This is a genomic window from Pseudomonadota bacterium, assembly GCA_039028155.1.
Taxonomy (GTDB): domain Bacteria; phylum Pseudomonadota; class Alphaproteobacteria; order SP197; family SP197; genus JANQGO01.
Genome location: JBCCIS010000061.1, coordinates 1 through 24,752 on the forward strand (window position 1 = coordinate 1; position 24,752 = coordinate 24,752).

Annotated in this window: 29 protein-coding genes; 13 read left to right on the top strand and 16 right to left on the bottom strand. The window is 62.5% G+C overall.

What is annotated here, in order from left to right:
- The coding region (locus AAF563_22015) for a mandelate racemase/muconate lactonizing enzyme family protein (protein MEM7123968.1) at window positions 1-682 on the bottom strand (682 nt) is incomplete at its 3' end.
- Between the two features lie 144 nt (window positions 683-826).
- Entirely contained in the window at window positions 827-1,654 is an 828-nt protein-coding gene (locus AAF563_22020) for a hypothetical protein (protein MEM7123969.1), read from the bottom strand.
- 143 nt (window positions 1,655-1,797) lie between these two features.
- Between AAF563_22020 and AAF563_22025 the strand changes: the two genes are divergently transcribed.
- Window positions 1,798-2,916, top strand: coding sequence for a calcium:proton antiporter (locus tag AAF563_22025; GenBank protein ID MEM7123970.1), 1,119 nt, complete (start codon window positions 1,798-1,800; stop codon window positions 2,914-2,916).
- Between the two features lie 24 nt (window positions 2,917-2,940).
- Here AAF563_22025 and AAF563_22030 read toward each other — a convergent pair whose 3' ends face one another.
- The 5 genes from AAF563_22030 to AAF563_22050 all read right to left on the bottom strand — a co-directional run bounded on the left by AAF563_22030 (window position 2,941) and on the right by AAF563_22050 (window position 7,790).
- On the bottom strand, window positions 2,941-3,840 hold the full coding sequence (locus tag AAF563_22030) for a hypothetical protein (protein MEM7123971.1): 900 nt from the start codon (window positions 3,838-3,840) through the stop codon (window positions 2,941-2,943).
- A gap of 100 nt (window positions 3,841-3,940) precedes the next feature.
- Window positions 3,941-4,885 carry a hypothetical protein gene (locus AAF563_22035; GenBank protein MEM7123972.1) on the bottom strand — a complete coding sequence of 315 codons (945 nt, stop codon included), beginning with the start codon at window positions 4,883-4,885 and terminating at the stop codon, window positions 3,941-3,943.
- 119 nt (window positions 4,886-5,004) lie between these two features.
- Window positions 5,005-5,907 carry a hypothetical protein gene (locus AAF563_22040; GenBank protein MEM7123973.1) on the bottom strand — a complete coding sequence of 301 codons (903 nt, stop codon included), beginning with the start codon at window positions 5,905-5,907 and terminating at the stop codon, window positions 5,005-5,007.
- Window positions 5,908-5,969: 62 nt separating this feature from the next.
- On the bottom strand, window positions 5,970-6,869 hold the full coding sequence (locus tag AAF563_22045; protein ID MEM7123974.1) for a hypothetical protein: 900 nt from the start codon (window positions 6,867-6,869) through the stop codon (window positions 5,970-5,972).
- Between the two features lie 39 nt (window positions 6,870-6,908).
- Entirely contained in the window at window positions 6,909-7,790 is an 882-nt protein-coding gene (locus tag AAF563_22050; protein ID MEM7123975.1) for a hypothetical protein, read from the bottom strand.
- A gap of 151 nt (window positions 7,791-7,941) precedes the next feature.
- On the opposite strand from AAF563_22050, the gene parE reads away from it, so the two are divergent.
- A complete protein-coding gene (gene parE, locus AAF563_22055) occupies window positions 7,942-9,912 on the top strand; it encodes a DNA topoisomerase IV subunit B (GenBank protein ID MEM7123976.1) in 1,971 nt (656 codons plus the stop codon).
- Window positions 9,913-9,937: 25 nt separating this feature from the next.
- On the opposite strand, the gene AAF563_22060 is transcribed toward parE, so the two are convergent.
- Together AAF563_22060 and AAF563_22065 are read right to left on the bottom strand one after the other, a co-directional pair.
- Window positions 9,938-10,480 carry a hypothetical protein gene (locus AAF563_22060; protein ID MEM7123977.1) on the bottom strand — a complete coding sequence of 181 codons (543 nt, stop codon included), beginning with the start codon at window positions 10,478-10,480 and terminating at the stop codon, window positions 9,938-9,940.
- 13 nt (window positions 10,481-10,493) lie between these two features.
- Window positions 10,494-11,087: a hypothetical protein gene (locus tag AAF563_22065; GenBank protein MEM7123978.1), complete on the bottom strand. Its 594-nt coding sequence runs from the start codon at window positions 11,085-11,087 to the stop codon at window positions 10,494-10,496.
- A gap of 183 nt (window positions 11,088-11,270) precedes the next feature.
- On the opposite strand from AAF563_22065, the gene AAF563_22070 reads away from it, so the two are divergent.
- Window positions 11,271-11,771 carry a hypothetical protein gene (locus tag AAF563_22070; GenBank protein ID MEM7123979.1) on the top strand — a complete coding sequence of 167 codons (501 nt, stop codon included), beginning with the start codon at window positions 11,271-11,273 and terminating at the stop codon, window positions 11,769-11,771.
- A 16-nt stretch (window positions 11,772-11,787) separates the two neighbouring features.
- On the opposite strand, the gene AAF563_22075 is transcribed toward AAF563_22070, so the two are convergent.
- Entirely contained in the window at window positions 11,788-12,330 is a 543-nt protein-coding gene (locus AAF563_22075; protein ID MEM7123980.1) for a hydrolase, read from the bottom strand.
- 147 nt (window positions 12,331-12,477) lie between these two features.
- Between AAF563_22075 and AAF563_22080 the strand changes: the two genes are divergently transcribed.
- Genes AAF563_22080 through AAF563_22090 form a run of 3 tightly spaced genes read left to right on the top strand, consistent with a single transcriptional unit; the run spans window position 12,478 to window position 15,393 of the window.
- The gene (locus tag AAF563_22080; GenBank protein ID MEM7123981.1) at window positions 12,478-13,917 is read left to right on the top strand and encodes a DEAD/DEAH box helicase; all 1,440 of its coding nucleotides are present in this window, start codon (window positions 12,478-12,480) and stop codon (window positions 13,915-13,917) included.
- Window positions 13,918-13,948: 31 nt separating this feature from the next.
- Window positions 13,949-14,719 (top strand): aldolase/citrate lyase family protein, encoded by a 771-nt coding sequence (locus AAF563_22085; protein ID MEM7123982.1) that lies wholly within the window; start codon window positions 13,949-13,951, stop codon window positions 14,717-14,719.
- A gap of 23 nt (window positions 14,720-14,742) precedes the next feature.
- Window positions 14,743-15,393, top strand: coding sequence for a DNA-3-methyladenine glycosylase I (locus tag AAF563_22090; protein ID MEM7123983.1), 651 nt, complete (start codon window positions 14,743-14,745; stop codon window positions 15,391-15,393).
- Window positions 15,394-15,399: 6 nt separating this feature from the next.
- Here AAF563_22090 and AAF563_22095 read toward each other — a convergent pair whose 3' ends face one another.
- Together AAF563_22095 and AAF563_22100 are read right to left on the bottom strand one after the other, a co-directional pair.
- Window positions 15,400-16,338, bottom strand: coding sequence for an NAD(P)-dependent oxidoreductase (locus AAF563_22095; protein ID MEM7123984.1), 939 nt, complete (start codon window positions 16,336-16,338; stop codon window positions 15,400-15,402).
- A 194-nt stretch (window positions 16,339-16,532) separates the two neighbouring features.
- Window positions 16,533-16,784 carry a hypothetical protein gene (locus tag AAF563_22100; protein MEM7123985.1) on the bottom strand — a complete coding sequence of 84 codons (252 nt, stop codon included), beginning with the start codon at window positions 16,782-16,784 and terminating at the stop codon, window positions 16,533-16,535.
- Between the two features lie 254 nt (window positions 16,785-17,038).
- On the opposite strand from AAF563_22100, the gene AAF563_22105 reads away from it, so the two are divergent.
- Complete coding sequence (locus AAF563_22105) at window positions 17,039-18,055, top strand: C-terminal binding protein (GenBank protein ID MEM7123986.1); 1,017 nt, start codon at window positions 17,039-17,041, stop codon at window positions 18,053-18,055.
- A gap of 10 nt (window positions 18,056-18,065) precedes the next feature.
- Here AAF563_22105 and AAF563_22110 read toward each other — a convergent pair whose 3' ends face one another.
- The 3 genes from AAF563_22110 to AAF563_22120 all read right to left on the bottom strand — a co-directional run bounded on the left by AAF563_22110 (window position 18,066) and on the right by AAF563_22120 (window position 20,655).
- Window positions 18,066-18,731: a hypothetical protein gene (locus AAF563_22110; GenBank protein MEM7123987.1), complete on the bottom strand. Its 666-nt coding sequence runs from the start codon at window positions 18,729-18,731 to the stop codon at window positions 18,066-18,068.
- 104 nt (window positions 18,732-18,835) lie between these two features.
- Window positions 18,836-19,657 (bottom strand): phosphodiesterase, encoded by an 822-nt coding sequence (locus tag AAF563_22115; GenBank protein MEM7123988.1) that lies wholly within the window; start codon window positions 19,655-19,657, stop codon window positions 18,836-18,838.
- Window positions 19,658-19,758: 101 nt separating this feature from the next.
- Entirely contained in the window at window positions 19,759-20,655 is an 897-nt protein-coding gene (locus AAF563_22120; protein MEM7123989.1) for a LysR family transcriptional regulator, read from the bottom strand.
- Between the two features lie 108 nt (window positions 20,656-20,763).
- On the opposite strand from AAF563_22120, the gene AAF563_22125 reads away from it, so the two are divergent.
- The 6 genes from AAF563_22125 to AAF563_22150 all read left to right on the top strand — a co-directional run bounded on the left by AAF563_22125 (window position 20,764) and on the right by AAF563_22150 (window position 24,519).
- A complete protein-coding gene (locus AAF563_22125) occupies window positions 20,764-21,513 on the top strand; it encodes an NAD(P)H-dependent oxidoreductase (protein ID MEM7123990.1) in 750 nt (249 codons plus the stop codon).
- A 48-nt stretch (window positions 21,514-21,561) separates the two neighbouring features.
- The gene (gene arsC / locus AAF563_22130) at window positions 21,562-21,912 is read left to right on the top strand and encodes an arsenate reductase (glutaredoxin) (GenBank protein ID MEM7123991.1); all 351 of its coding nucleotides are present in this window, start codon (window positions 21,562-21,564) and stop codon (window positions 21,910-21,912) included.
- A 27-nt stretch (window positions 21,913-21,939) separates the two neighbouring features.
- Entirely contained in the window at window positions 21,940-23,154 is a 1,215-nt protein-coding gene (locus AAF563_22135; GenBank protein MEM7123992.1) for an FAD-binding oxidoreductase, read from the top strand.
- A gap of 87 nt (window positions 23,155-23,241) precedes the next feature.
- Window positions 23,242-23,457: a hypothetical protein gene (locus AAF563_22140; GenBank protein MEM7123993.1), complete on the top strand. Its 216-nt coding sequence runs from the start codon at window positions 23,242-23,244 to the stop codon at window positions 23,455-23,457.
- The gene (locus tag AAF563_22145; protein MEM7123994.1) at window positions 23,454-23,726 is read left to right on the top strand and encodes a DUF333 domain-containing protein; all 273 of its coding nucleotides are present in this window, start codon (window positions 23,454-23,456) and stop codon (window positions 23,724-23,726) included. The genes AAF563_22140 and AAF563_22145 overlap by 4 nt, the downstream gene beginning before the upstream one ends.
- Window positions 23,727-23,925: 199 nt before the next feature.
- On the top strand, window positions 23,926-24,519 hold the full coding sequence (locus tag AAF563_22150) for a phosphatase PAP2 family protein (GenBank protein MEM7123995.1): 594 nt from the start codon (window positions 23,926-23,928) through the stop codon (window positions 24,517-24,519).
- Window positions 24,520-24,526: 7 nt separating this feature from the next.
- Here the strand turns inward: AAF563_22150 and AAF563_22155 are convergent.
- On the bottom strand, window positions 24,527-24,752 hold a 226-nt coding region (locus AAF563_22155), incomplete at its 5' end, for a sterol desaturase family protein (protein ID MEM7123996.1).

The window sequence follows — 24,752 nt, forward strand, 5'->3', positions numbered from 1 at the left end:
CATAGGGTTCGATCTTGCGCGCCAAGCGAATGGCGCCGGATGTGGTGAACTGGCCGTGGGTGCCGAACAGGAGGTCGGCGCGCGTGCCCAGCGCCTCGCGCAGCCTCTTGACGAACAACTCAGAGAGCTCCATGCGCTCCAGCGACGGCTGGCGCGGATCGAAGCTGGAGAACCGGCCGGCCGGATCGAATTTGACCGCCGCGAAACCCTGATCGGCGTATTCGACCGCTCGTTCGGCGGCCAGATCCGGGTCCTCGTAGACGTCGGTCTTATCACCGGGTTTGGGATAGAGATAGGTGTAGGAGCGCAGGCGGTCGTGCACCCGCCCGCCCAGAAGTTCGTAGATCGGCTTGTTCACTTCCTTGCCGACGATGTCCCAGCACGCCGTCTCGAGCGCCGACAAGACGCCCATCAGCGAGATGTCCGGCCGCTGGGAGAAACCGCGGCTATAGACGTTGCGCCAAAGGGTTTCGATACGGAACGGATCCATGCCCTGGACGTGCCGCGCAAAGACATCCTCGACCATGCGCGCGATCGTATGGGGACCGAAGGTGGCGGCGTAGACCTCGCCGATGCCCTCGATACCGCTGTCGGTGGTGAGCTTCAGGAAGACGAAGTAACGGCCGCCGAAATGAGGCGGCGGGTTGCCGACGACAAAGGTCTTGAGGTCCGTGATCTTCAAGGCTGCCCCTCCCCCGCGCGCCGGCCGTCACCGCCGCTGACGTGATGGCGGACCATGCAACCAAATGGGCTTGCCAAGCAATCGGAAATGGCTCGCTCGCGTTCAGCTGGCGGGCCGGCGGTGTCCAAGCAATGCCGGCGATCTCTATTCGACGAAGGTCTCGGGCGGCGCCGGAAGGTTCGACTGCGTGACCTCGTCGCCGATCAGCACCATGTAGAGCAGCGTGACAGCGCCGGCGATGACGGCCAGGAGCGCCAGAAACACCAGGCTGGAGACGAAGCGAGCGATAAGGTCGATCGCCAGTCCTGGCGCACCCAATGCGGCGGTGCCGGAGGCGGCCACGGAGCCGAAGACCGAGATCAACAGCAACTCGATCACGACAACCGGGATGCCAATAAGCACCAGCACCGCGACGACGCGTACGGTGTTGTCGCTGACCCCTTGCCAGCTTCGGGTGGGGTCCGCGGCCTCGTCGAACGCCACCATCGGCAGCAACAGGCAAAGCCGGGCAATCACTGCGATCGCGACCACCGGCACGAGAAGAATGACGATGCCGCCAAAACCGCCGCCTTGGGCAATCAGGCTGTAGACCGTGAAGAGCCCGCCCATGCCCAGCGACAGGACCGACAGAATGATGAAGGCGATGAGGGCATAGACGAGTTCACGGCGTCCCAGGCGAAAGTAGTAGCGCCGCCCGGCGAAACTCTCCCCCAGACCGACATGCCGATGCCACGCGACCGCGAACATTGTCTGTGTGAGCGCCGCGATAACGATGAACACGAGCAGCGGCCCGAACCCTACCTGCAGTTCGCCGGTGTCGGGCGACGCGACAAAGATGCTCGATTCCAGGATCATCGCGGCGATCGAGCTAATCAGGGCCGGCAGCCAGCCAAGACGAAGGACCGTGTCGAACCCGTTGATGACCGAACTCAGCGCATAGCGCGCGATGGGAACCGGCAGGATCTTTGACATGTACACTCTCTCAGACGACCGCCGATCCTTATCACATGCTCCTGGCCGGTGCGACGGGCTGTGGATGGCGACCGTCGCCAACCGCCAAGCGAGCGGCTATAAGGCGGCGTGCAGACAACCGGTGGTGTTTCAGGGGACAGTTTATGGCTTGGGTGAAACGGCTCGCGAAGGAATACCCGCTGTGGGCGGCGCTGGTCTCGGTTGTGATTGCCTACATGATGGGCGCGGGCTTCACCATCGACGAGACCCTGGTCGACAGCTTCCCCGGTCCCTGGGCGGGTTTTGGGCTGTTTGCGTGGCTTTTCATCATCATCCTGTGGGCCGCCTCCAGCGTCGTCGCCCATGCCGAGTATCTGGCCCACAAGTACGGCGAACCCTATGGCACGCTGATCCTGACGCTGTCGGTCGTGATCATCGAAGTCATCATGATCGCCGTCGTCATGCTGCACGAGGAGAACAACCCGACTTTCGCGCGCGACACGCTGTTTACGCTGCTGATCCTGATGATGAACGTCATGATCGGATTGCCGATCCTGGTCGGCGGCCTGAAGCACGGCGAGCAGCGCTATAACCTCAAGAGCTCGGAGACCTATTTCTCCGTCATCCTGTGTTTTGTCGGCCTCGGCCTTTTCATGCCGGCCGCCATCGAACCCACCTATGTCGACACCTATGAGCTTTTCCTGATCCTGGCGTGCGGTGCGCTCTACGCGGTCTTCCTGCGCATTCAGACCAAGGAGCACCGCTACTTCTTCGTCTTCGAGCCGACCAAGGCGGCCAAGGAAGTCACCGATGAAGAGGCTCACGCCAAGGGCGAAAGCGCGCTCTTTCACATCATCGTCTTGATCGTTGTGCTGTGCCTGCTGGCCTTTCTGTCGAAGAGCATGGCGATCGTCACCGACCGGGCGGTCAAGGACCTGGACGCGCCCCAGGCGCTCGGCGCCCTGGTCGTCGCGGTCTTGATCTTGACGCCGGAAGCACTGACGTCGCTGCGCGCCGGCCTCAACAACGAGGCGCAGCGGGTCGTCAACATCGGCCTGGGCTCGGCGCTGTCGACCATGGGTCTCACCATTCCGACCGTGCTGATCATTGGTCTCGCGACCGGCCATCCGGTCAACCTGGCGCTGACGCCGGTGCAGATGATCCTGCTGGGTCTGACGCTCCTGGTCGGTATCGTCTCTTACCGGCGCGGCGAAACCAATGTCCTGATGGGCATGATCCACATGGTTCTGTTCGCGACCTTCGCCGTCCTGATCTTCATGTAGGCCGAATGTAAGCCGAGGGGCGCATCACGCGTCGTCGAAGACGGCGAGCTCGCGGTCCGACACGCCTGCGCCGGGCCCGTTCAGTTGCCTGTAGCAGTCGGCAAGCGATCCCAGCGTGATCATGAAACCGCCGATATAGATGGCATCATAGGCCAGAAGCGGCAGGACGAGGCTGAACGAGATGCTGTCGGGCGCCAGGGCGCCGACCAGGCCCGTAACGAGGCCGACCGGGATGAAGGCGACAAACGACAGCAAGCCGACGAAGATCGAAATGACGACGTACGTCCAGAAAAGGCGCCAGCTGTTGCCCTTTCCCAGGCGCCAGGCCGCGCCCCAATTCGCGCCCTGGTCCAGCGCGACCATCGGAAACAACAGCGCCATGCGCACGAACGCCAGCATCAAGGCGCCGTAGACGACGAGGATGAGGACGTTGACGAAACCGCCGATCACAAACACAAGACCGGCGAACAGCGAAATGACGACGGTGCCGACAATGCCGAACACCAGCATCAGCAAAATGGCCGTCCCCAGCATCTTAAACTCACGCCCGGAGAACTGGAACATGCCGGCCCGCCCGCCCAGGTCGTCACCACACAGCAGAAAGCGTAGCCATCCGGTCGTGACCATGACATAGGCGAGAATTGTCACCAGCCCCGCGATGACACCCAGCCAGCCGAAGCGCGCCAAGAACTCGACGCCAAGCTGCTGCACTTCGGACTCTGTGAGAGCCTCACTCTGGCCGTCGACCGCACCTTCCCGCGGTATGAGCGCTTCCAAGTCCGGCAGCACCACAGCCATGAAGATGCCGTGCGCGATGACCAGAATGGCAAGCGGCACCCAACCGATCTTCAAGGCACTGCCAAACTGCCCGAAGAACTGTTTGATGCCGGCACCGATCGCCTGACCAATTTGCAGTTTCTGCATGCTTCCCCCTCCGATCGCCGCGGCAGTATAGCCATGACTTCCAACGATGCGCGATACGTTGTGCCGTCACCAGGTTGACCGCGTGTCGCGTCGTGACGCTTCAAGCGTCGTCAAAGACGGCGAGAACGGATTCAGGCACGCCAAGGCCCGGCCCGCCGAGCTGGCGATAGGCCTCGGCCAGCGAGCCCATCAACATCATGCAGCCGATCACGCCGGCGATGCCGTAGACCGCCATCGACGCCTGGGTGGCAAGGCCCGGTGTTGGACCGTCCACGGCTTCAAGCAGGTGCCCGATGAGCGATGCCGGCAGCCCCGCCAGAACCAGGGGCACCAGGGAGAACACAAAAGCTGCGGTCAACGCCAAGGCGAGCCTGCCGGTCCTTCGACCGGCCAGCTTGCGCAGCCTGATCCATCCCATGGTCCCGGTCACGGCGATCATCGGCAGCACAAGCGCGATATCCATCACCAACGCAATGGCGAAGATCAGCACCAGGAAGAACACCAGGATCCCGGCCGCGATATCACCCTCCATGGCAACGACGAAGGCCAGATAGACCGAACCGACAAGACCCGCGATGGCCATTGCGCAGCAGATCACCGTGATCAGCAGCATGCGTGGGAAACGTCCGCCCGGCGCTCGGCGGCCTTCCTGCGACGCGGTTCCATCAGGCAGGACGCGGGACAGCCATCGGTGCGCCAGCATCACGTAAGCAAACGCGATGGCGATCATCAGCGCGACGATACCCACGTCGAAACTGTGGAGGTTCTCGAACATGAGCGAGATAACCACGTAGAGCGCCTCGAAGAACCCCCATCGCTCGCCGCCACGGTCTGTCGACTGACGCGCGACTTCGATAAAGACGCCCTGGGCGAGCAGAACCAGCAGCGCCGGAAGAAGGCAAGCGCGCACCGCGCCACGCAGGTCCGCGAAGATCGGCCGCAGTCCCGCACCAAGAATGCGGCCCATTCGCAAGACGCCGTCACCCGGTGAGACGGTGGTCTCCGCGTGTCGGTTGACCGGTGGATCAGGTGTCAGCTGGACCAAGGCGTCCATCCCGCAAAACTTGGTCGGTGATTGAAACGCCCGGTGCGATCAGCCATCAACGTGTCTCCGGATCGTGCTTTCTAGGTGACCAATGGGGCGGTTTTCGGACCGCTTGGGTCCTAGTCGTCGAACACCGACAAGACCTGTTCAGACACGGCAATGCCCGGACCGTTAAGCTGACGGTAAGCCTCGGCCAAGGAGCCGAGCAGGACCATGGCGGAAAAGACGCCGGTGATTTGTTGGACAATCGCACCGACCAGATCGATCACGCTAAACGCGGCGGTGTCGGCAAAGCCCACGGCAAACGCCAGTAAGGCAACGATCACGCTCGGCACCAAAGAAACCGCGAAGACCAGCAGGGTCGCAAGACCGAACGCGGTGAACAACCGCCAGCCATTGCCCTTGGTCATGCGCCACGCCATGCCCCACCGCATCCCTTGATCCAGGGCAATAGACGGGAAGACCAGCAGCAGGCGCGTCGTCCACAGGATCATGACGATTGCCATCGGCACGACGGCGACGGCCGAAAGCCAGGGGCTAATCTGTGCGAAACCGACCCCGATCAAGACCGTCACGCCGATCATGATGAGCCACAGCAAGGCCCACAGGATATAGGCGAAGAATGTCTTGATCTCGCGGCCGCCAAGGCGAAGCAGTCCGATGCGGCCATCAAGCTTGTCGCCGAGCAAGCCAAAGCGCAGCCATGCCACCACAAGCATCATGTAGGCAGCCGCTGAAATAAGAACGAAGGCCAGAACCTGCCAGCCGATCTGCGAGAACAATTCGCCGCCGGCCTCCAGAATCGCTTCCACGACCGCCAGGTCGTCTTCGGGTTCGACGTTCTGGTAGTAGAAGGTTGCGCCGAACGCCTCCATGGCGGGCGTGATTAGGAGGACGTAACCGATTTGGGCAATGATCAGGATCACTAGGGGCACCCAGGCGATTCTGCATGCCGTGCCGAACCGCCCGAAGAACAGGCGAAGGCCCTCTATCGCCGTCCGGCCGATCTGAACCTTGTCCATGCTTCCTCTATGCCTATGCGGCGGACAAAGGCCGCCTGGCGCCAAACCATAGCGCGTCCGTCCTAACCGTCGAACACCGCGAGCGTGTCTTCACGCACCATGGAACCCGGCCCATCGAGCTGCCGGTACGCCTCGGCGAGCGAGCCAAGCACAACGATGAAGCCAATGACATAGGTGACGGCATACCCGGCCATCTGGATCGCCACGCCAGACAAGATCCCCTCCGGCGACGTCAGACTCACGGCGCCCCCTATCATCGCAAACGGTATCTGCACCACCATGAACACGACATTGACCAGCAGCGATGCCAGAAAGAACGCCCAAAAGAGCCGCCAGATGTTGCCGCGCGACATCCGCCAGGCTGTCCCCCAACCGATGCCCTGGTCCAGCGCGACCATGGGAAGCACCAGAGAGAGACGCAACACAATGAAATAGACGATGATGTTGAGAACAAAGAGGAGGAGAAACATCGGGACAAAAACGAACTGGTTGTTTGAGAACCAAGCAAAAGCGGCACCGGCCAATCCGAAACCGATCATCAAGACCACCAGGACAAGGCCGGCGAACAGTGTCTTGATCTCACGCGCGCCAAACCCCACCGTCGCGATACGACCAGCGGGCTCGTCGCCGCGCAACAGGTGCCGAAGCCAGTTGCTGGTCAGCATGACATACGCCGCCACCGTGACAATAAAGACGACGACGCCTAACCAGGCGTAGTCGATCAAAAGATCAATTCCGATCGACTTCATCATGGCGAATTTTTGGCCCTGGTCCTTGATGTCAAAGACGCCGGTTTCGTGCGCGGCCTCGATCGCCGCATTACCGATAAGCAGGATAGCCACGGTCTGGCTACCGGCTACCAGGACCAGGGGCAGCCATCCGATCCGCACGGCCGCGCCAAACTGACCGAACAACGCCTTGAAGCCGGCAATAGCCACCTGGCCGATTTGTATCTTCTGCATCACGTCCCCCCTCGCCGCTTCAGCCAGATTGTCCGAGTACTATGCGTCAAACACCGTGAGCACATCCTCGGGCACTGCCGTGCCGGGTCCGCCCAGTTGGCGGTAGGCTTCCGCCATCGAACCCAGGAACACCATCAGGAAGAGCACGGTAAGCGCCTGTTGGATCATGGTGCTGACAACAACAGAGAGGGTCGTTCCACTGAGCAGGCCAGAGGCTAGCAGCTGCAGCGCAACACCTATGACGAACACAATCACAACAGCCAGGACAAAGCACAGTCCCAGACCGATCAGCAAGCGCCATCCGTTGCCCCTGGTCATGGTCCAGGCACGAAGCCACCCCATGCCCTCGTTGAGTGATATCATCGGGAAGATCATGAGCAACCGCGCACTCCACAACATCGCGACGATGGTCAACAAGATGGCGGCGAGGCCTGCGAGCCATGGACTGAGTTCGGCGAGCACGGAAGCGGTGACCGTGGCGGTGAAGACGAGGACGATGAGCCAGATCGTCCACAGGATGTAGGCGAGATACAGTTTGATCTCACGGCTACCGAACGACAGGAAGCTGCCTCTCTCGCCAGTTAGGACAAAGCGCACCCAGCCGACGGTCAGCAACACATAACCCAGTGTGGAGACGAGGTAGAGACCGAACGTCGTCCAGTCGGCAGCCGTTATGGATTGACCCAATGAAACTACGAATCTGTCATCGCCCGACATGCCGTCATCCTGCGAGGTCACACCGTCCACTTCGGCCGATGAGACAATGTCCGCGCCCCCGTCAGATCCCAGACTGTGGTAGGCGAACTCGGTGATGACCAGCAGCAGGAACGGGAGCCAGGCGATCCGCAGCGCCATTGTCGCGTGGGAGGCTACGAGATTGGCACCGGAAATCGCGGTCCGGCCGATCATCAGTTTCGGCATGGCGACCTCCTGTGGGTCGTTCTGGGCGCCGCCGGCACAACGATGGCGGGTAGCCGCGTATCTTGGAGCGCACCACATATGGGCTGTCAACCGCAAAGAAATACCGCATGTTCTTGTTGCGGCGCACACGTTCCCGATATAGTCCGAGGCCATGAACGATCTTTTCGCCGACCAGAAGACCGCCAAAAAATCGAGCTACACCGCCAAGGATATCGAGGTCCTGGAGGGGCTGGAGCCGGTCCGCCGGCGCCCCGCCATGTACATCGGCGGCACCGATGAAGGCGGCCTGCATCACCTGTTCGCGGAAGTCCTGGATAACGCCATGGACGAGGCGGTCGCCGGCCACGCCAATCGGATCGAGGTGGATCTGGCCGCCGACGGCGTCATCACGGTGAAGGACAACGGCCGGGGCATCCCGACCGACCCGCACCCGAAGAACAAGAAGCTCTCGGCGCTGGAGGTCATCATGACCACGCTGCACGCCGGCGGTAAGTTCTCCGGCAAGGTCTATGCGACCTCCGGCGGCCTGCACGGCGTCGGCGTTTCGGTCGTGAACGCGCTGTCGGATGCCCTGACGGTCGAGGTCGCCCGCGACAAGAAGCTGTGGCGTCAGACCTATAAACGCGGCAAGCCGACGACGAAGCTGAAGAAGGTCGGCGCCGCATCGAACCGCCGTGGCACCGTGATCAGCTTCCATCCGGACCCCGAGGTCTTCGGCGAGAAGACGACATTCCGGCCTGATCGCCTGTTCCGCATGTCGCGGTCGAAAGCCTACCTGCATCGCGGCGTCGAGATCCGCTGGTCGTGCGCCAAGAGCCTGATCACGGGCAAGGACGAGACGCCGGCGGAAGCCGTCTTCCACTTCCCCGGCGGCCTCGGCGACTTCCTGACCGCCGTCGTCGGCGAACGCAAGACGGCAACGCCCAAACCGTTCCTGGGTCAGGCGTCGCTCGGCGACGAGGTCGGCCGCGTCGAATGGGCGGTCGCGTGGCCGCTGGACGGCGAGGCCTATACGTCGACCTATTGCAACACCGTGCCCACACCCGAAGGCGGCACCCACGAAAACGGTTTCCGCAACGCCATGACCAAGGCGATGCGTGCCTATGGCCTTTTGACCGGCAACAAGAAGGCCGACAAGCTGAACGCCGACGATGTCGCCGGCGACGCGGTTGTGCTGTTCTCGGCCTTTATCCGCGAGCCTCAATTCCAGGGCCAGACCAAGGAGAAGCTGGTTAACCCGGAAGTGACGAGGCTGGTCGAACAAGCGGTGCGCGACCATGTCGACCACTATCTGACCGGCGATCCGGAAGGTGCCAATGCGCTGCTTGAGTTCGCGCTGGACCGCATGGACGAGCGCCAGCGACGCAAGGCGGAAAAGGATGTCAAACGCAAGCAGCCGACCCGCAAGCTGCGCCTGCCGGGCAAGCTCGCCGATTGCTCGCGGTCGGGCCGCGACGGCACCGAACTGTTCCTTGTCGAGGGCGATTCCGCCGGTGGTTCGGCCAAACAGGCGCGCAACCGAGAGACCCAGGCCATCCTGCCGCTACGCGGCAAGATCCTGAACGTGGCGAGTGCGTCGGCCGACAAGAAGCGCGCCAATCAGGAGATCCAGGATCTCCTACAGGCGCTGGGTTGCGGCACCGGCGAGAAGTACCGCGAGGACGATCTGCGCTACGAGCGGGTCGTCATCATGACCGACGCCGATGTCGACGGCGCCCATATCGCGTCGCTTCTGATGACCTTCTTCTTCCGTGAGATTCCCGGCCTGATCGACGACGGCCACCTGTTTCTCGCCGTGCCCCCGCTCTATCGGCTGTCGCGCGGCGGCGATGTCGCCTATGCCCGCGACGACGCCCACCGCGAGGAACTGATGGCGACGCAATTCAGCGGCAACGGCAAGGTCGAGATCAGTCGCTTCAAGGGGCTCGGCGAAATGCCGGTGCGCCAGTTGAAGGAAACGACCATGGACCCGGCGACCCGCATCCTGCTGCAGGTTGTCGTCGAAGACAGCGACCAGAAGAAGACCGCGCGTCAGGTCGAAAGCCTGATGGGCCGCAAACCGGAATTGCGCTTGAAGTTCATTCAGGAGAACGCCGACCAGGCGGTCGACCTGGATATCTAGCTGTCTAGCGAAGAAAGTTACCGGACTAGAAATCTCGACATTCGGGCCTGGATGGCTGACTCCGGCAGAAAGAAATGTCCGATTTCTTGCTAGCGTCCTCCAGGTCGTAGTAGCCGCTTGTGTGGCCGGTTTCCCATTCGGCTGCCGATGCAGCATAGCTGTCGGCGTAAGGCATTCTTCGGTCGATCAGTTCCTGCAAATCAGTGATGAGATCGTGATTGCAGGTGTATCGGCAGATGGTGATCTGGTTGTCGTAGGCTTCACGTAAAGCAAGCCTCATGTGACCCGACGCTTGGTCGGCATAGGTTTGGCCATAAGTGCTGTCGAGAAAGTCGCGATAGATCGCGAGCACGATACCCTGTTCGCCAGAAACGCAGCTGCACGCAACAGTCCGTCCCAAGAAAGTTCCAAGAGCGTCTGTAGCAGGCGGACTGTCTGACTGAACGGTGCGCGCCATGGTCAGAGCGGTCAGCACACAGACGAAACACAAGCCGGCCCTGAGCGCGAACGGCCAGCGCCGACGGCGTTCCTGTGACCGGCCCAATGGCTTGATGTGCTTGAAGGACATGACAGCCGACCAATCAGTATCCGTTGACCCGGCCCTTCTGCCGGCCCTCACATTGAACGCCAGCCAGCAGGTCTTCGGTCGCCGAGCACGGCGGAAGGGCTTCGTCAGATTGCACGGCGACCTGGCGATCGGCTGGATCGTCGAGATCGCTGCATCCGGGCGACATCGGGCGCCAATAGCAGTTCTGCCATTGGCCATAATTGCCTTCTTCCTGGGCCGAAGGCTGGATCGTCATGGCGATATCGTCGCCATAGGTCAAAGGCGCCGTATCCAGCACCTCCTGCAGGAAAGGAATAATGTCGCGGCCGCATACGTAGCCACAGATGATAATCTGGTTGTCGTAGGCCTCGCGTAGGGCCAGCCGCATATGGCCCATTGCCTGGTCAGCATAGGTTGCGCCGAACTCGTCGGTCAAAAAGGCATGATAGACCGCCAGGGCGTAGTTCGTTTCAGCCGAGACGCAATCGCACGCGATCGTTCTGCCGAGAAACCGGCCTGCATCGCTTGGTTGCGGATCAGCGTCCGCGTGCCCAGCGGCGGGCAGCAAAAGCACCGTGAGGAGCGTTGCCAAGATAGAGCACGAGCGGTGTTTCAACATCTTCAGCATGAAAGACATGCCTCCAATTTCGCGCTATTGTTGTAGCATGATTGGGAGGTCGCGTCTCATGCGAACGTGATTGGCGAGACGGTTAAGACGGCTTAAATCGAAAGGATGATGATACGCACCCTTTTTGGCGCAGGCCTGATCCTGGCGCTGGCGTCATGCGCCCCCGGTGGAACCGGCGGCGTTGTGGCAACAAATACAACGGTTTACCCGCTCTACACCCCTGCCCTCTACCAATGGGTCGCGGCCGGGCGCGACGTTCCCGTCGAGATCATCGGCCGGCCCTCGACCGTTCCGCCGGACGTTTGGGATACGGCCGTGACGGACGCCATGAATGCTTCGGCCTGGGTAACCGCCGGCAACTTCACGACAACGCCAGACGAGACCGCGCGCGGCAATTTTGATTTTGTCCTGGTGTTCGGCGCGACATCCACCATGTGGGCGAAGCCGGCCTGCGCCGGCAACATAGACGTCGAAGCGTTGGGTCCCGTCGACGGCCGCTTGGCCATTCTGGGCGCCTTCTGCAACAACGACAGAACGATCACGACGTCGCGCGTCACGGTGAACGAGTTCACCACGGCGGACTCACCGGTGCTCCACGCGGCGATTGATCAGCTTCTGACACGGATGCTGCCCAAGCGTGAACCGGACCGGACGGACCGGCGCGGCGGCCCCATCATCTTCTAGTGGGTTGGGGCGCTGGTCAGCGGATCAGCGCGCTCAGCTCCTTGAAGGCCTCGCCGCCGGCTTCGCGCAGCCACTCGAACAGCACCATTTCGGCGGTGACGATATCGGCGTTGTGTTGGGCCAGCCGTGCCAGCGCCGTCTGCTTGCTGGCCGCGCGGCGGCTGGAGACCGCGTCCGCGACCACCGCTGTCTGATAACCCTCGCTGATCAGATCGGCCGCGCTCTGCAGCACGCAAACATGCGCCTCAACGCCGGCTACCACGAACTGGTCGCGGCCCATGTCGCGCATCGCATGGCGAAGGCTCTCGTCGGCAAAACAGGAAAACGCCAGTTTGTCATAGACCAGCGCATCGCCCGCGGCATCGCGAACAGGCTCCACCACGTCGCCCAGGCCCTTGGGGTACTGCCGTGACAGAAGGATGGGCACGGCCATGCGGTGGGCCGCACGCATCAGGATGACAATATTGGCGACCACGTCGTCGCGGTCCGCCATGGCCGGCATCAACCGGTCCTGGACATCGATAATCAGCAGCGCGCTGCGGGTCTGATCGAGGAGCATGATGGGGCGAACCCTATCGAAATTGGTAAGGGCGCGCCATCGCGATCGGCGTGCAAACCGTTGACGCGGGCGGCCAGCGCAGGTATCTAGCGCCACGCCGAGGCCCACGAGCCACGTTATTCGCCTTGGCCCGGCCAACGGACAGGCATGATATTTGAAGATTTGGGCTTAGGCCCCGACGTGCTGAAAGCCGTCACCGACGCGGGCTATCGCGTCCCCACAGCCATCCAAGAGAAAGCGATCCCCGTCGCGTTGCAGGGTCGCGACCTGTTGGGCTGTGCGCAGACCGGCACCGGCAAAACGGCCGCCTTCGTGTTGCCGATGATCGACATCCTCGCCGGCAGCAGGGCCAAGGCGCGTATGCCGCGCGCGCTGATCCTGTCGCCGACGCGCGAACTGGCCCAGCAGACCTTCGAGAACTTCGAGATTTACGCGAGGAACGCCGAGCTGGACGCCGCGCTTCTGATCGGCGGCACCTCGATGCGGGATCAGGAAAAGGTTCTGGAATCCGATATCGACGTCCTGATCGCGACGCCCGGGCGCCTGCTCGATCTGATCGAACGCGGCCAGATCCTGATGCGCGGCGTGAAATTCCTGGTGATCGACGAAGCCGACCGCATGCTCGACATGGGTTTCATTCCCGACGTCGAGCGTATTGTCGGTTTCCTGCCGCCGCTGCGCCAGACGCTGATGTTCTCGGCAACCATGCCGAAGGAGATCCGCAAGCTCGCCGACAAGTTCCTGCACAACCCCAAAGAAATCACCGTCGCGCCGCCCGCTTCGCCTGCAGAGATGGTCGAGCAGTCGCTGGTGCGGGTCGCCAATGCCCGCGACAAGGGCAAGGCGCTGCGCAAGCTGCTGGAAGGCGAAGCCGTCGGCAATGCGATGATCTTCTGCAACCGCAAGCGGGACGTCGACAGCCTGACCCGTTCGCTGCGCCGCTTCGGTTTCGACGTCGTGCGCATGCAGGGTGATATGGACCAGCGCTCGCGCGAGGCCGCGCTGAACGCGTTCAAGAGTGGCGAAGCAAAGTTCCTGGTCTGCACCGACGTCGCCGGACGCGGCATCGACATCTTCGGGCTGAGCCATGTCTTCTGTTACGACATTCCGGTGAACGCGGAGGATTACGTCCACCGCATCGGGCGTACCGGCCGCGCCGGTCATCGTGGCCGCGCCTATGTCTTCGCGACGCCGGAAGACAGCAAGGGATTGGCGGCGATCACACGCCTGATCCGCCGTGATATCGAAGAAGTGACGGTGGACGGCAAAGCGCCCGACCAAACCGCCGCTCCCACTGAGGTCGAAGCCGCGGAGAACGACGAAGCGCCAAAGGCCGAGAGCAAGGGACGACGCAGAAAGTCGGCAGCCCAGAAAGACGACAAGGCCAAGAAGGCGAGCAAGGCCTCCGACAAAAAAGCCGCCACGACAAGCGATGACGACGAACCGGCCAAGCCGGAGCCACGGCGTCGCCGCAAGAAAGACAACGACGAAGAAAAAGTGCCATTCGGCAAGGGCGACCATGTGCCCGCCTTCTTGATGCGCTCCATCGTCATCGACGACGACAGCAAGGACGCACGCTCAGCCTGATTTCTGTCTTTTGTTTGGGGGATGACACGCGATGGCGCAGGGCAGCAGGATTCGCGACCGTCTTAACGCCGGCGAACGCCTCGTCGGCGGCTGGATCACCATGGCCAGCCCCATCGGGGCCGAGATCATGGGGCTCGCCGGCTTCGACATGCTGATGATCGATCAGGAGCATGGCCCCGGCGACAGCCTTACCGCTATCCAATTGCAGCAGGCGATCGCCGCGGGCGGTTCGACACCGGCCTTCATGCGCGTTTTTGACAGCGACACGCAGCTCATCAAACGCGCGCTCGACACCGGCATCGACGGACTGATGGTGCCGATGGTCGAAAGCGCCGAGGAGGCGTCGCGGGTTGTCGCCGCCTGCCGCTTCCCACTCGATGGCGTGCGCGGTGTCGCGCCGGGCAACGTGCGCGCCGCCAGGTACGGTTTCGACAAGGACGGTTTCATGGCCGCGCGTGGCGGCGACGTTTTCGTCATGTGCCAGGTCGAAACGGCGGCGACCGTCGCGAACCTCAAAGACATCGGCAAGGTCGACGGCGTCGACATGCTGTTTATCGGCCGTAACGATCTTGCCTCCAGCATCGGTCACCTTACCGATCCCAACTGCCCGGAAGCCTTGGAGCTGCGCCAGGAAGCCGAGCGGCTGATCAAGGAGTCCGGACGCAAGCTGGGCGGCATTCCCGGACCCGGCGACGACGCGCAAGCCATGTTCGACCGCGGCTACGATCTGGTCATCGCGATCGCCGACCACGCAATCCTGCGCGACGGCGCGGTCGCCTGTGTCACATCACTGAAAGGCTGACGGTGGCCAGATCGTTCGAGCCAATTCTGAAGCGCGCGGTCAAACGCACCGGCGGTCTTGACCGGCTGGAGACGCAACTGCCGAAACCGAAGTCGTCGCGGCAGTTGAAGGCGGTCAAGGACGACCGCTATCTCTCCCAGATGTGCCTGCGCGTTTTCCGCGCGGGTCTCAAGCATTCGCTGGTCGACAGCAAATGGCCGGCCTTCGAGGAAGTCTTCCACGGCTTTCAGCCGGGCCGTATCACGCTGATGAACGATGAAGACATGGAAGCCTGCATGGGCAACCGGGCGCTGATCCGCCATTGGGCCAAGATCAGTTCCGTGCGCGACAACGCCGCGGCCATGCAGAGGGTCATCAAAGAACACGGCAGCTTCGGCGCCTGGCTCGCCGACTGGCCGGCGAACGACATCATTGGCCTGTGGGATACGCTCGCCAAAGACTTTTCGCAGCTCGGCGGCAATTCCGGCCCCTACTTCCTGCGCATGGTTGGCAAGGACACGTTCGTCTTGACCGGCGACGTCGTGCAAGGTTTGGTCGAGGCGAAGGTCGTGACGAAGAAGCCGACCGGCAAGGCCGACAAACGCAAGACCCAGGATGCCTTCAACGCCTGGTCGGAGGAGACCGGCCGGCCACTGTGCCAGCTATCCCGTATCCTCGCCTTTTCCGTCGGCTGAGGCCGTTCAGTCCGGCTGCGGCGCGATAAGGCCGCGCGCCAACAGATCCTGAAACGCTTCAATGGTCATCCGCGTGCCGTCGCGCAGCGACACGCGCGGCCAATCGCCAACGATGGCGCGCAGGTCAGCGTCCGACTGGTCGGTGGCAAAACTGGCGGCCTCGTCGGGCACGGTGATCTGCGCGCCGGGCATCACGTCGCGGACCGCAGCGACGATCTCGACGACGGACGCCGCCTCCCCCTCGAGGTCGCCGACAAAGGCGCCCTGCGGCGCGTGATCGACACAGCGAACAACGGCGGCGGCAACCTCGTGGACGTGCTGCATGCGCAAGACGCCATTGTAAGGCATCGCAAACGATTGGCCGGCCGCCGCCGCCAGCATCGCCTTGGTCGGCGCCGAGGTGAAACCCTGGTCGCGGCCTGGACCGAACACGGTGTGCGGCCGAATCCCGATGCTTGGGACCTCCCAGTCCTGCCAATAGATACGGCCGATGCCCTCATCGGCCAGCTTGTAGACGCCATAGAGCGTGTTGGGCCCGTCAAAGCCCGGGCGCGATTGGGCGGCGACGGAACTGGCGTAGACGAAGTGATTGAGACCGTGGCGGCGCACCGTTTCGAACACGGCGACGGTGCCCGCGACATTGACCATGGCGCCGGCGACCGGATCGGCCTGGCAGAACGGGATCTGAAGCGCGGCCAGATGCACCAGACCACCAATTGCGTGGCGCGTTACCAGACGATCGATAACGCCTGCTTCCGTGATGTCGCCGGTTTCCCAGGGAACCGCGTCGGCCTCGTCTCGGGACAGGGCCAGATAGAGTCGTCTGCGATCTGAGGATCTATCGAACGCCACGACCGGGCGTTCTGCCCGCACCAGGTGGGCAACGGTCCAGGCGCCGATACAGCCGGCGGCGCCTGTCACCAGGATTGGTGTTTGATCGTCCATCGCCTCTCGCCCTTACATCGTTTCTTGCGACAGACGAGAGAGTAGCGGTCGTCAGGGCCGGTCAGCCACAGCAAACACCATCAGGCGTCGCACTGGGAAGTCGGTTGTTGGACGGATTGGGATCGAAAGCCCGAGACCGGCGGCGGGCACCTGAGAGGGGGAAACGGCGGCCGCCGGTCGCGACGCGCTCGGCTTCAGGAGAGCTTTCGATACACTTGGCACTTCACGATATAGGAGTCGGACGAGACGCCGACCTTGATGAAGCGGTTCTCGACCCGTCGGAAGGACGGCTCCACGATCAGACCGGCCAGAATGGCCCGGTCCATCGCTTCCTGGAATTCATGCAGCTTCACCAGCAGCTCATCGGCGATTTCCCGATCAGTCTGCTCTTGGGGTTTACGCTCACCGTCGACGGACGACAGGTTCTCTGCATACACCGCTGTCATCGTCATGCGCCTCCTTTTGGGGCGGCTCTCGGCCGACAAACGATGCCGAGGAGCCTTGCGTTCCGCCGTTCCCAGCGGTTAGTCATTGTTCCGGAGGTTGCGGCGCCTATTCCCGGTTAGCGCCACACCTCCTAACGATTGGTTAAATTCTGGCGATTTGGTGGTAGGGAGTCCATGGCTCGTCACTCTTCTCGTGACCACCATCACTGGATCTCCAAGCCTCTCTCACCGACCGTTTGAAGGACGTCTGACCGATGCACGTTCTGGTGCCCGACGCAAAGATCGCCGACGCCGCTTTGTTCACTGACCCGCAAGGGCGATTAACCTTTGATGTTCAAAAGGTTAACGACCTCAGCGAGGTGTCGGACGAGGCGCTCGCGGCCTGTGACGCCTTCTGTATGTTCAGCGTCATACCACTGGGCCCCGATATCCTGGACAAGCTGACCAGATGCCGACTGATCGTCCGGGCCGGAGTCGGTTACGACAACGTCGACATGGCGGCGGCGAGCGACCGTGGCATTGCCGTCGCTAATGTGCCCGACTACGGCATCAACGAAGTCGCCGACCACGCGCTGGCGTTGATGATGACGTTCACCCGCAGCATCAGCCGGTCCAACCGGCTTCTGCGTGCCGATCCCGAAACCGGCTGGGGCTGGCAGCCCGCCATTTTCAACCGCCGGACCTATCGCCGTACCGGCGGCGTTGTCGGGCTGGGCCGCATCGGCAGCGCCATGGCGCGGCGCATGCAGGGGCTCGGCATGCAGGTCATAGCCTATGACCCCTATCTGCCGAGTGGCATGGAGCTGGCGCTCAACGTCGAACGGATCGCTAGCTTCGAGGCGTTTCTGGCCGGCACCGATATCATCAGCATCCACGTGCCGCTGACCGACGAGACCCAAGGCATGATCGGCCGCGACGCCATTGCCGCCATGCGGCCGGACACCGTCCTGATCAACACGTCACGGGGGCCGGTGGTCGATTTTGACGCGCTCTATGACGGCATGAAGGACGGTCCGGTCGGCTGTGCGGGCCTGGACGTCATGCCGGTCGAACCCCTCGATACCGAGCACCCGCTGATCAAGGCATGGCTTGCCGGCGAGGCTTGGCTGGAAGACCGTCTTGTCATGACACCTCACGCCGCCTTCTTCAGCCCCAACAGCATCGATGACATGCGCACCAAGGCGATCGACCTAATCTCGGACTATCTGGGCGGCGGGCCACTGCGCAACTGCGTCAACGGCGAGCTCTTGGCACCGGCGGACCGGCGCTAGAAGATCACGCTCATTCGGTCTGACCCAGGCTCTGCATCAGGTCCTCCAGGCTGGGAACGTCACCGGTACCGGCACCCGGCGTCGTGAACGTCACGTCGTCCGGCACGGTGAAATGGATCTCGTCGACCGGCGTATCCGTATCGATGCTGACAGCGGTCATGGTGAGCATCCCGCCGCCGGCATCGTTGGCGAGCGGGACGCCTTCCCACACGCACATGGAGCCGCCGGTCATGCCGAGATCCCAGACCTCGCAGTCCTGACCGGCAATCGTATCCGTTCCCACCAGCTGGCCGCCCATGTTCTGCATCATCGTCTGGTTGAAGTTCTCAAGTTCCTCTTCGGACATGTTGTAGGCGTTGGCCATCGGGTTGGCGATCTGCGTTCCCTGATTGGTTGTCAGGTCGATGTTGGTCACCGTCTCCGGCGTCGTGATGGTCCAGGTCTTGGTTTCCTGCGTGATGCCCGAAATCGACAAGGCGAGATCCTGGTACTCCGCCTGCTCCCTGCCCCAATCGCGCCAGTAACGCGTCGTGGTGCCGGATTGCATGCCCTCGACCGAGTATTCGACCGTGCCGTATTCGGTGGGGTAGAACCCCTCTTGCGCCTCTGCGGCGCCCGCCGAAAGGCCCGCCATACCGAAGGCCGATAACACCACAACACCAAAACGAAAAGTCATCACCATCCCCCAACGTGATACGTCCGCACTGATCCCGATATGTCGCACGGCAAAGGCCATTCGACAATTCGGCTTTCGTGACCGCCGACTACTCGAAAGGGGGATCACGGTGCCATCGTCGCCCACGCCTTGGCGTCGTACTTCACGAGGTCGAACCGCATGGATTGATCCATGTAGTCGTGGCTATGAACGATGATCGCATCGTGCCCAATCAACACCACCGCATAGGCCGGCGGTTCGTGACAACCGGGAATGGTCTCACGCTTGTCGAAGTGCAACACCGTTTGATGCGCTGTTGCCCTGAGCGTCGAAAACGGAATGCCATGCCAGGAACCGCTGACCGGGCGATGCACGTGGCCGAAGAAGATGTGCCGGATGCGCGCGGCATGAGGCAGAACGATGTTGGCGAACGCTGTCTGGTCCTGAAGTCCGATCTGGTCGAGGCGTGGAATGCCGACATCGAACGGCGGGTGGTGCATGGCGATCATGACCGGACCGTCTGATTTGGCCAATTGATCGGCGAGCCAACGACAGCGCCGCTCGCAATAGCGTCCGGCGGCAATGCCCGGTTCGTTGGTGTCCAGCAACAGCAACGTATGCTCGCCGACGCTCAGCACATCCTGGACAAAACCAGCGTCGTCGATCGGCGTTTCCGGAAACGCCTTCAAGAAGAGCTGACGATGGTCGTGGTTTCCAATCAGCAACCGCCATGGCACAGCCAGACGGTCGAGGTGGTGCCGAAGAGCCTCGTACGCCGCGCTTTCGCCGAGATCCGCCAGGTCGCCGGTGATCACACAAAGATCAGCATCGGCGTTCTGCGCATTGACGCTATCGACGAACGCGGCGAAACGCTGTTCGGGATCAAGCCCGTAGAGCGTCTCTGCGGGCGCTACGAGATGGGGGTCTGTGACGTGAATGAGTTTCATGATCTGCTTTTCCGGCGTCATATCGGGTCAGAGGTCTTGGCCAGCAAGGCACAACGTACGCGGATGCTTCGACGCTATCATGACATCCGTTGGCGACCCGATCATCGCGATGCCGTGCCCAGGAGTAACCGCTGTTTCTTTTTGAGCGCAGCGGCCAGATAGTCCAGCAAGACGCGCACACGCGCGGTCTTGCGCAGGTCCGGATGGGTCAGGAGCAACAGGTCGACGGCCATCCCGGGGATTGTCCTGCCAACGCGCGACAGTCTTAAATCCGGATCGCCGAGATAACACGGCAGCACAGCGAGCCCGTACCCATCTGCGACAGCCGCCTGCATGGCGACCACGCTGTCGACCCTGAAGCGGCACCGATCGTCCAGACCCTGCGCCGTCATCCACGCGACGAGATCTGGATAGTACATCGCTTCGTCGGGGCCGACCCACTGGGCATCGTGGATGTCGATACTGCCGCCAGCATCAGCGACGCGCTCTCTTTCACCGTATACGGCATAGGCGATCGTGCCTGCCTTTCGACCGACCAGGGATTCGGCCTGTTCGTACGAGGGACGAATGGCCACATCCGCCTCGCGGCGCGACAGGCTGAAAAGGTGGTTGGACAGGGAGACCTCCAACGCGATGTCCCGCTGCTCGTCTTGAAAGGCCCGAAAGATGGGAGAAAGGAAACCGACCAGAAACGAGTCGAGTGTGGCGACGCGCACGGTGCCTGACGGACGAAGATCGCGGCCGACGACCCGCCGCTCGACATCCAGCACCTCACGTTCGACAACTCGCGCAGCATCAGCCACCTCCTCACCAGCCAATGTCGGCGCATAGCCGGTGCGCGAGCGCTCGAAAAGCGCAACCCCCAAGCGGTCCTCGATCCCGCCCAGGCGGCGGAACACGGTCGCGTGGCTGACGCCAAGGCGCCGCCCGGCGGCCGACAGGCTGCCCGTCTCAGCGATGGCAAGGACGAACCGGAGGTCATCCCATGGGATCATCATGTTCATTCCTGCAAATAACACTGTCAGATTCTTGGAATTGTTGTTCGTCAGTCAACAGGTCAACTAGAGACCGTGCAACTGCAAACAACGCCCATTGGACATGACGCCATGCATGCGCTGATCGTTTTCTGCCACCCCGAACCCGCCTCCTTCAACGCGACCCTGAAGAACGTCGCGATCGAGGCGTTGACCGCGCTGGGACACACGACCGAGGTGAGCGATCTGCATGCGGACCGTTTCGATCCCGTCGAAAAGGCCGAGCACTACGCGAACCCAAAGGACCCGCTGGTGTTCGATGCGGCGGCCGAGCAGCGCCACGCCAGTGAGACGGCAGCTGTGCCGCCCGATGTCCAACGCGAGATCGAGCGATTGGAACGTGCCGACTTGGTATTGCTGCAGTTTCCCCTGTGGTGGCATGCCCAGCCCGCCATGCTGAAAGGATGGTTCGACCGGGTGTTTCTCAATGGCGGCCTTTACACCAGCACCATGCGCTACGACCGCGGCTACTTTTGCGGCAAACGGGCCATGTGTTCGGTAACGACCGGCGCGCCGGAAGCCGCGTTCGAAGGCAGCGGGCGCGGCGGCAACATGGAGGTCATGCTGTGGCCAATCCAGTACTCTCTATACTACATGGGCTTTTCCGTGCTGCCGCCTGTCATCGCCCACGGCGTTCAGTCCCAAGCAAACTTTGTCCGTCTAGAGGGGCGGGAGTTCGACCAGCACCTGGAACATCATCTGGCGACCTTGGCCGAACGACTTGAGCAATGGCAGCACGACGATCCACTCCCCTTTCCCGGTTGGGAGGATTGGGACGAAGCTGGTCATGCGAAAACCACGATGACGACTGGCAGCCCGTAGTCATGTCGGGCATCATCCCGTCGATCAATATCCGGGAGTGTCGCCCCTATGGCCGTCACCATCTATCACAACCCACGCTGCAGCAAATCGCGCCAGACGCTGGCGCTTCTTGAGGAGAACGGTGTCGAGCCGGACATCGTCGAATACCTGAAGACGCCGCCAGACGCCGCAACACTCGACGCCGTCCTGAAACTGCTCGGCATGGAACCGCGCGATGTCATGCGCAAGAAGGAAGACCCCTTCAAGGCGCTCGGTCTTGACGATCCCGCGAAATCACGGGCCGAGCTGATCCAGGCGATGGTCGAGAACCCCGTCCTGATCGAGCGCCCGATCGTCGTCAAGGACGGCAAAAAGGCCGCGCTCGGACGACCGCCCGAACAGGTCCTGGAGATCCTTTAGGCAGACGGCCCAGGAGGCGGACTGGCCATGGCGCGAAAGATCATCGTCATCGGCGGCGGTGTCATCGGCACCAGCATTGCCTGGCACCTGGCGAAGGCCGAGGCCGGCGACATCACCCTGGTCGAGCGCGACCGGTTGGGCGCGGGCACGACGTGGCATTCGGCCGGCAACATCACCTGGATGGCAAACAGCGATACGTCAATCCGCGCCGCCTTCGAGACGCTCGACGAGGTCGCCAAGGAAGCCGATCAGGAGACCGGCTGGCTGCGCACGGGCCGCCTCTATCTCGCCCGCACCCCCGAGACGCTCGCCTGGATGGAGCGCCAGGCGCCGCTTGCCGAGGCGGCGGGCATTGAGTCGCGGCTGATCGAACCGCGCGATGCGCTTGCGCTCAATCCGTTGATCGACCCGGACGCCCTCGTCGGCACCTGGCTGAATGGTGCGTCGGGCCGGGTCAACCCGGCCGACCTGACCGCCGCCTTTGCACGTGCTGCGCGCCGGCGCGGTGTTGCGATCCACGAGAACTGCGCGGTCGAGGCGGTCCGTGTTGACGGTGGCAAAATCTCCGGCGTTGCGAGCAGCGACGGTGACCTCGACGCCGATCTCGTCATCGTTGCGTGTGGTCTGTGGTCGCGGCGTCTGCTGTCACCACTCGATATCACGCTTGCGCAGTGGGGCTGTGAACATTTCTACATCATCCAGCGCACCGATCCGCCGCTGCCGCGCACCATGCCCTCCTTCGTCTCGCCGGACGATTCGATCTATGGCCGCGAGGAGGTTGGCGGTCTGTTGGTTGGCTGTTTCGACACCGACGCGCTGACGCTGGACCTGGACAACGGCGCGCCGCCGGACGGGTTCGCCTTTTCGCTCCTGGACGAAAACTGGGACCAGTTCGGCCCCTATGGCGAGCGTGCGGTCCGGCTGTTCCCCGGGCTTCAGAACGCGCCCGTGCATCGTTTCGTCAACGGGCCAGAGAGCTTTACACCCGACGGTGAGCCACTGCTCGGACCCCTGGCGGAGGTTGACGGGCTTTATGTCGCGACGGCCTTCAACTCGGCTGGCGTGACCTATTCGGCCTATGCCGGCCAGTTGATGAGCGACCTCGTCACCGGCAGCGCGCCCCGGTTCGACCCCGCCCCATGCGATCCCCTCCGTTTCGGCGACAAGGGCGCCGACGAGGCTTGGCTCCGCGGCCAGGTTGCCGGTACGCCGGCCGGTCACTACCACGCCCGTCACACTTGAATCGAAACAACGATTGCGTTGGTCGCACGGCCTGCGCCAAGCTCTGGCGTGTTCAATCATCTGTTTCCGTTAAGGAGGGAACCATCCATGAAGAATTGGCAAGCCATCTTGATTGCCGGCGCCATGATCGCGGGCGCGATCATCATTCGCTACGACATCGACCCGGTCCGCCCGGCCCATGCCGGGTTCTTCAGCGAGCCGGTCGCCACGTGCATCCTTGATGCGGCGAAGAGCGGTGTCGGCCTGGGCGCTGGCGCCGATCTGCTGCGTTCGGCTTGCGAAAGCCTGCATCCGGGCGGATGAGGACCTCACGCATTGTCGCCGTTTTCCTGGTCGCAGGCGCGCTCGCCGCTTGCGATCAGGAAGAGGAGACGGCGACAGACACCAACACGGAACTGGCAAACCCCGCCTCCGTCTTCTGCGTCGAACAGGGCGGCCAATCGGAAATCCGCACCGGCGACGACGGCGGTCAGGTCGGTATCTGCATTCTGGCCGACGGCCAGGAGGTCGACGAGTGGGAGTACTACCGCGAACACCACCCCGAGGCTGACTCGTCCAACGATAGCGGCTGACCTGATTCCGCCATCATCGTGGCCCAGTATCACGAAGCCGGCCTATCGTGGTTTGGCCAACAACAAGAGGGCAATCACAATGCCTAAGCTAGGGGGTTTGACGGCCGTTTTTGTCGTTTTGACCTGGGCGCTTGTTCAAGGTCACGCGCGAGCGGACGAAACTGCGGAACGCGTTTATCTGCCAGCCGGCAGCGTTGATGTGGAATCGCTGATTCCGCCGCCGCCCGCTGTCGGCTCACCCACGTTCAACGAACAGATGGCTGTCGTCGAGTGGCACCAACAGACTCGGACGCCGGCCCAGGTCGAGTTCGTCGAGACCACGCTGAACGTCGAACGGTTTGCGCCAGTGCTCGGCGACGCGCTGTTCACGGTCGATGGGCTGGAACTGAAACAGACGATCGACGACGCCATCGACGAGGCACGTGCCGAGTACGATGGCCTTAAAGAGATCTACGATTTGCCCAGGCCGTTCGTGGCGAACGAGAACATCGAACCGATCGGCGAAGCCCGTCCGGTGTCGGCTTATCCGAGCGGACATTCAATTCGTGCCATCATTTATGCCCGGCTGTTGGCCGAGGTGTTCCCCGAGCATGAAGAGGCGCTTATGGACCTCGCCATGCGGGTCGGCCACGGCCGGGTTATCGCCGGTGCGCACTATCCGATTGATGTAACCGCCGGGCAGACCCTGGGTCAGGCTTACGCCGACGTAATCGTCGAGCAACCGGCGTTCAAGGAAGCGCTGGAGCGTATCTTCGGGCGCCAGCCCCCTTCCCGCGTGACGGAGACGCCCTGACGCAGGCCTACGTCTTGGCCGACATGCGTTTGGCGCGCCAGCGCTGACGCATCTTGGCCATGGATTCCGGCGTGCCGTCCAGGTCCGACCCGAACCACTTGTCGCACGGCGTGAACGTGTTGCCGTAGTTGCAGTTGTAGTAGCGGTGATGCAGCTGGTGATGGAACGCGCCCAACATGAACATCGGCTTGTCTTTCAGCAGAATGCTGTCGTAGCCGGTGTGCGATGTCGCC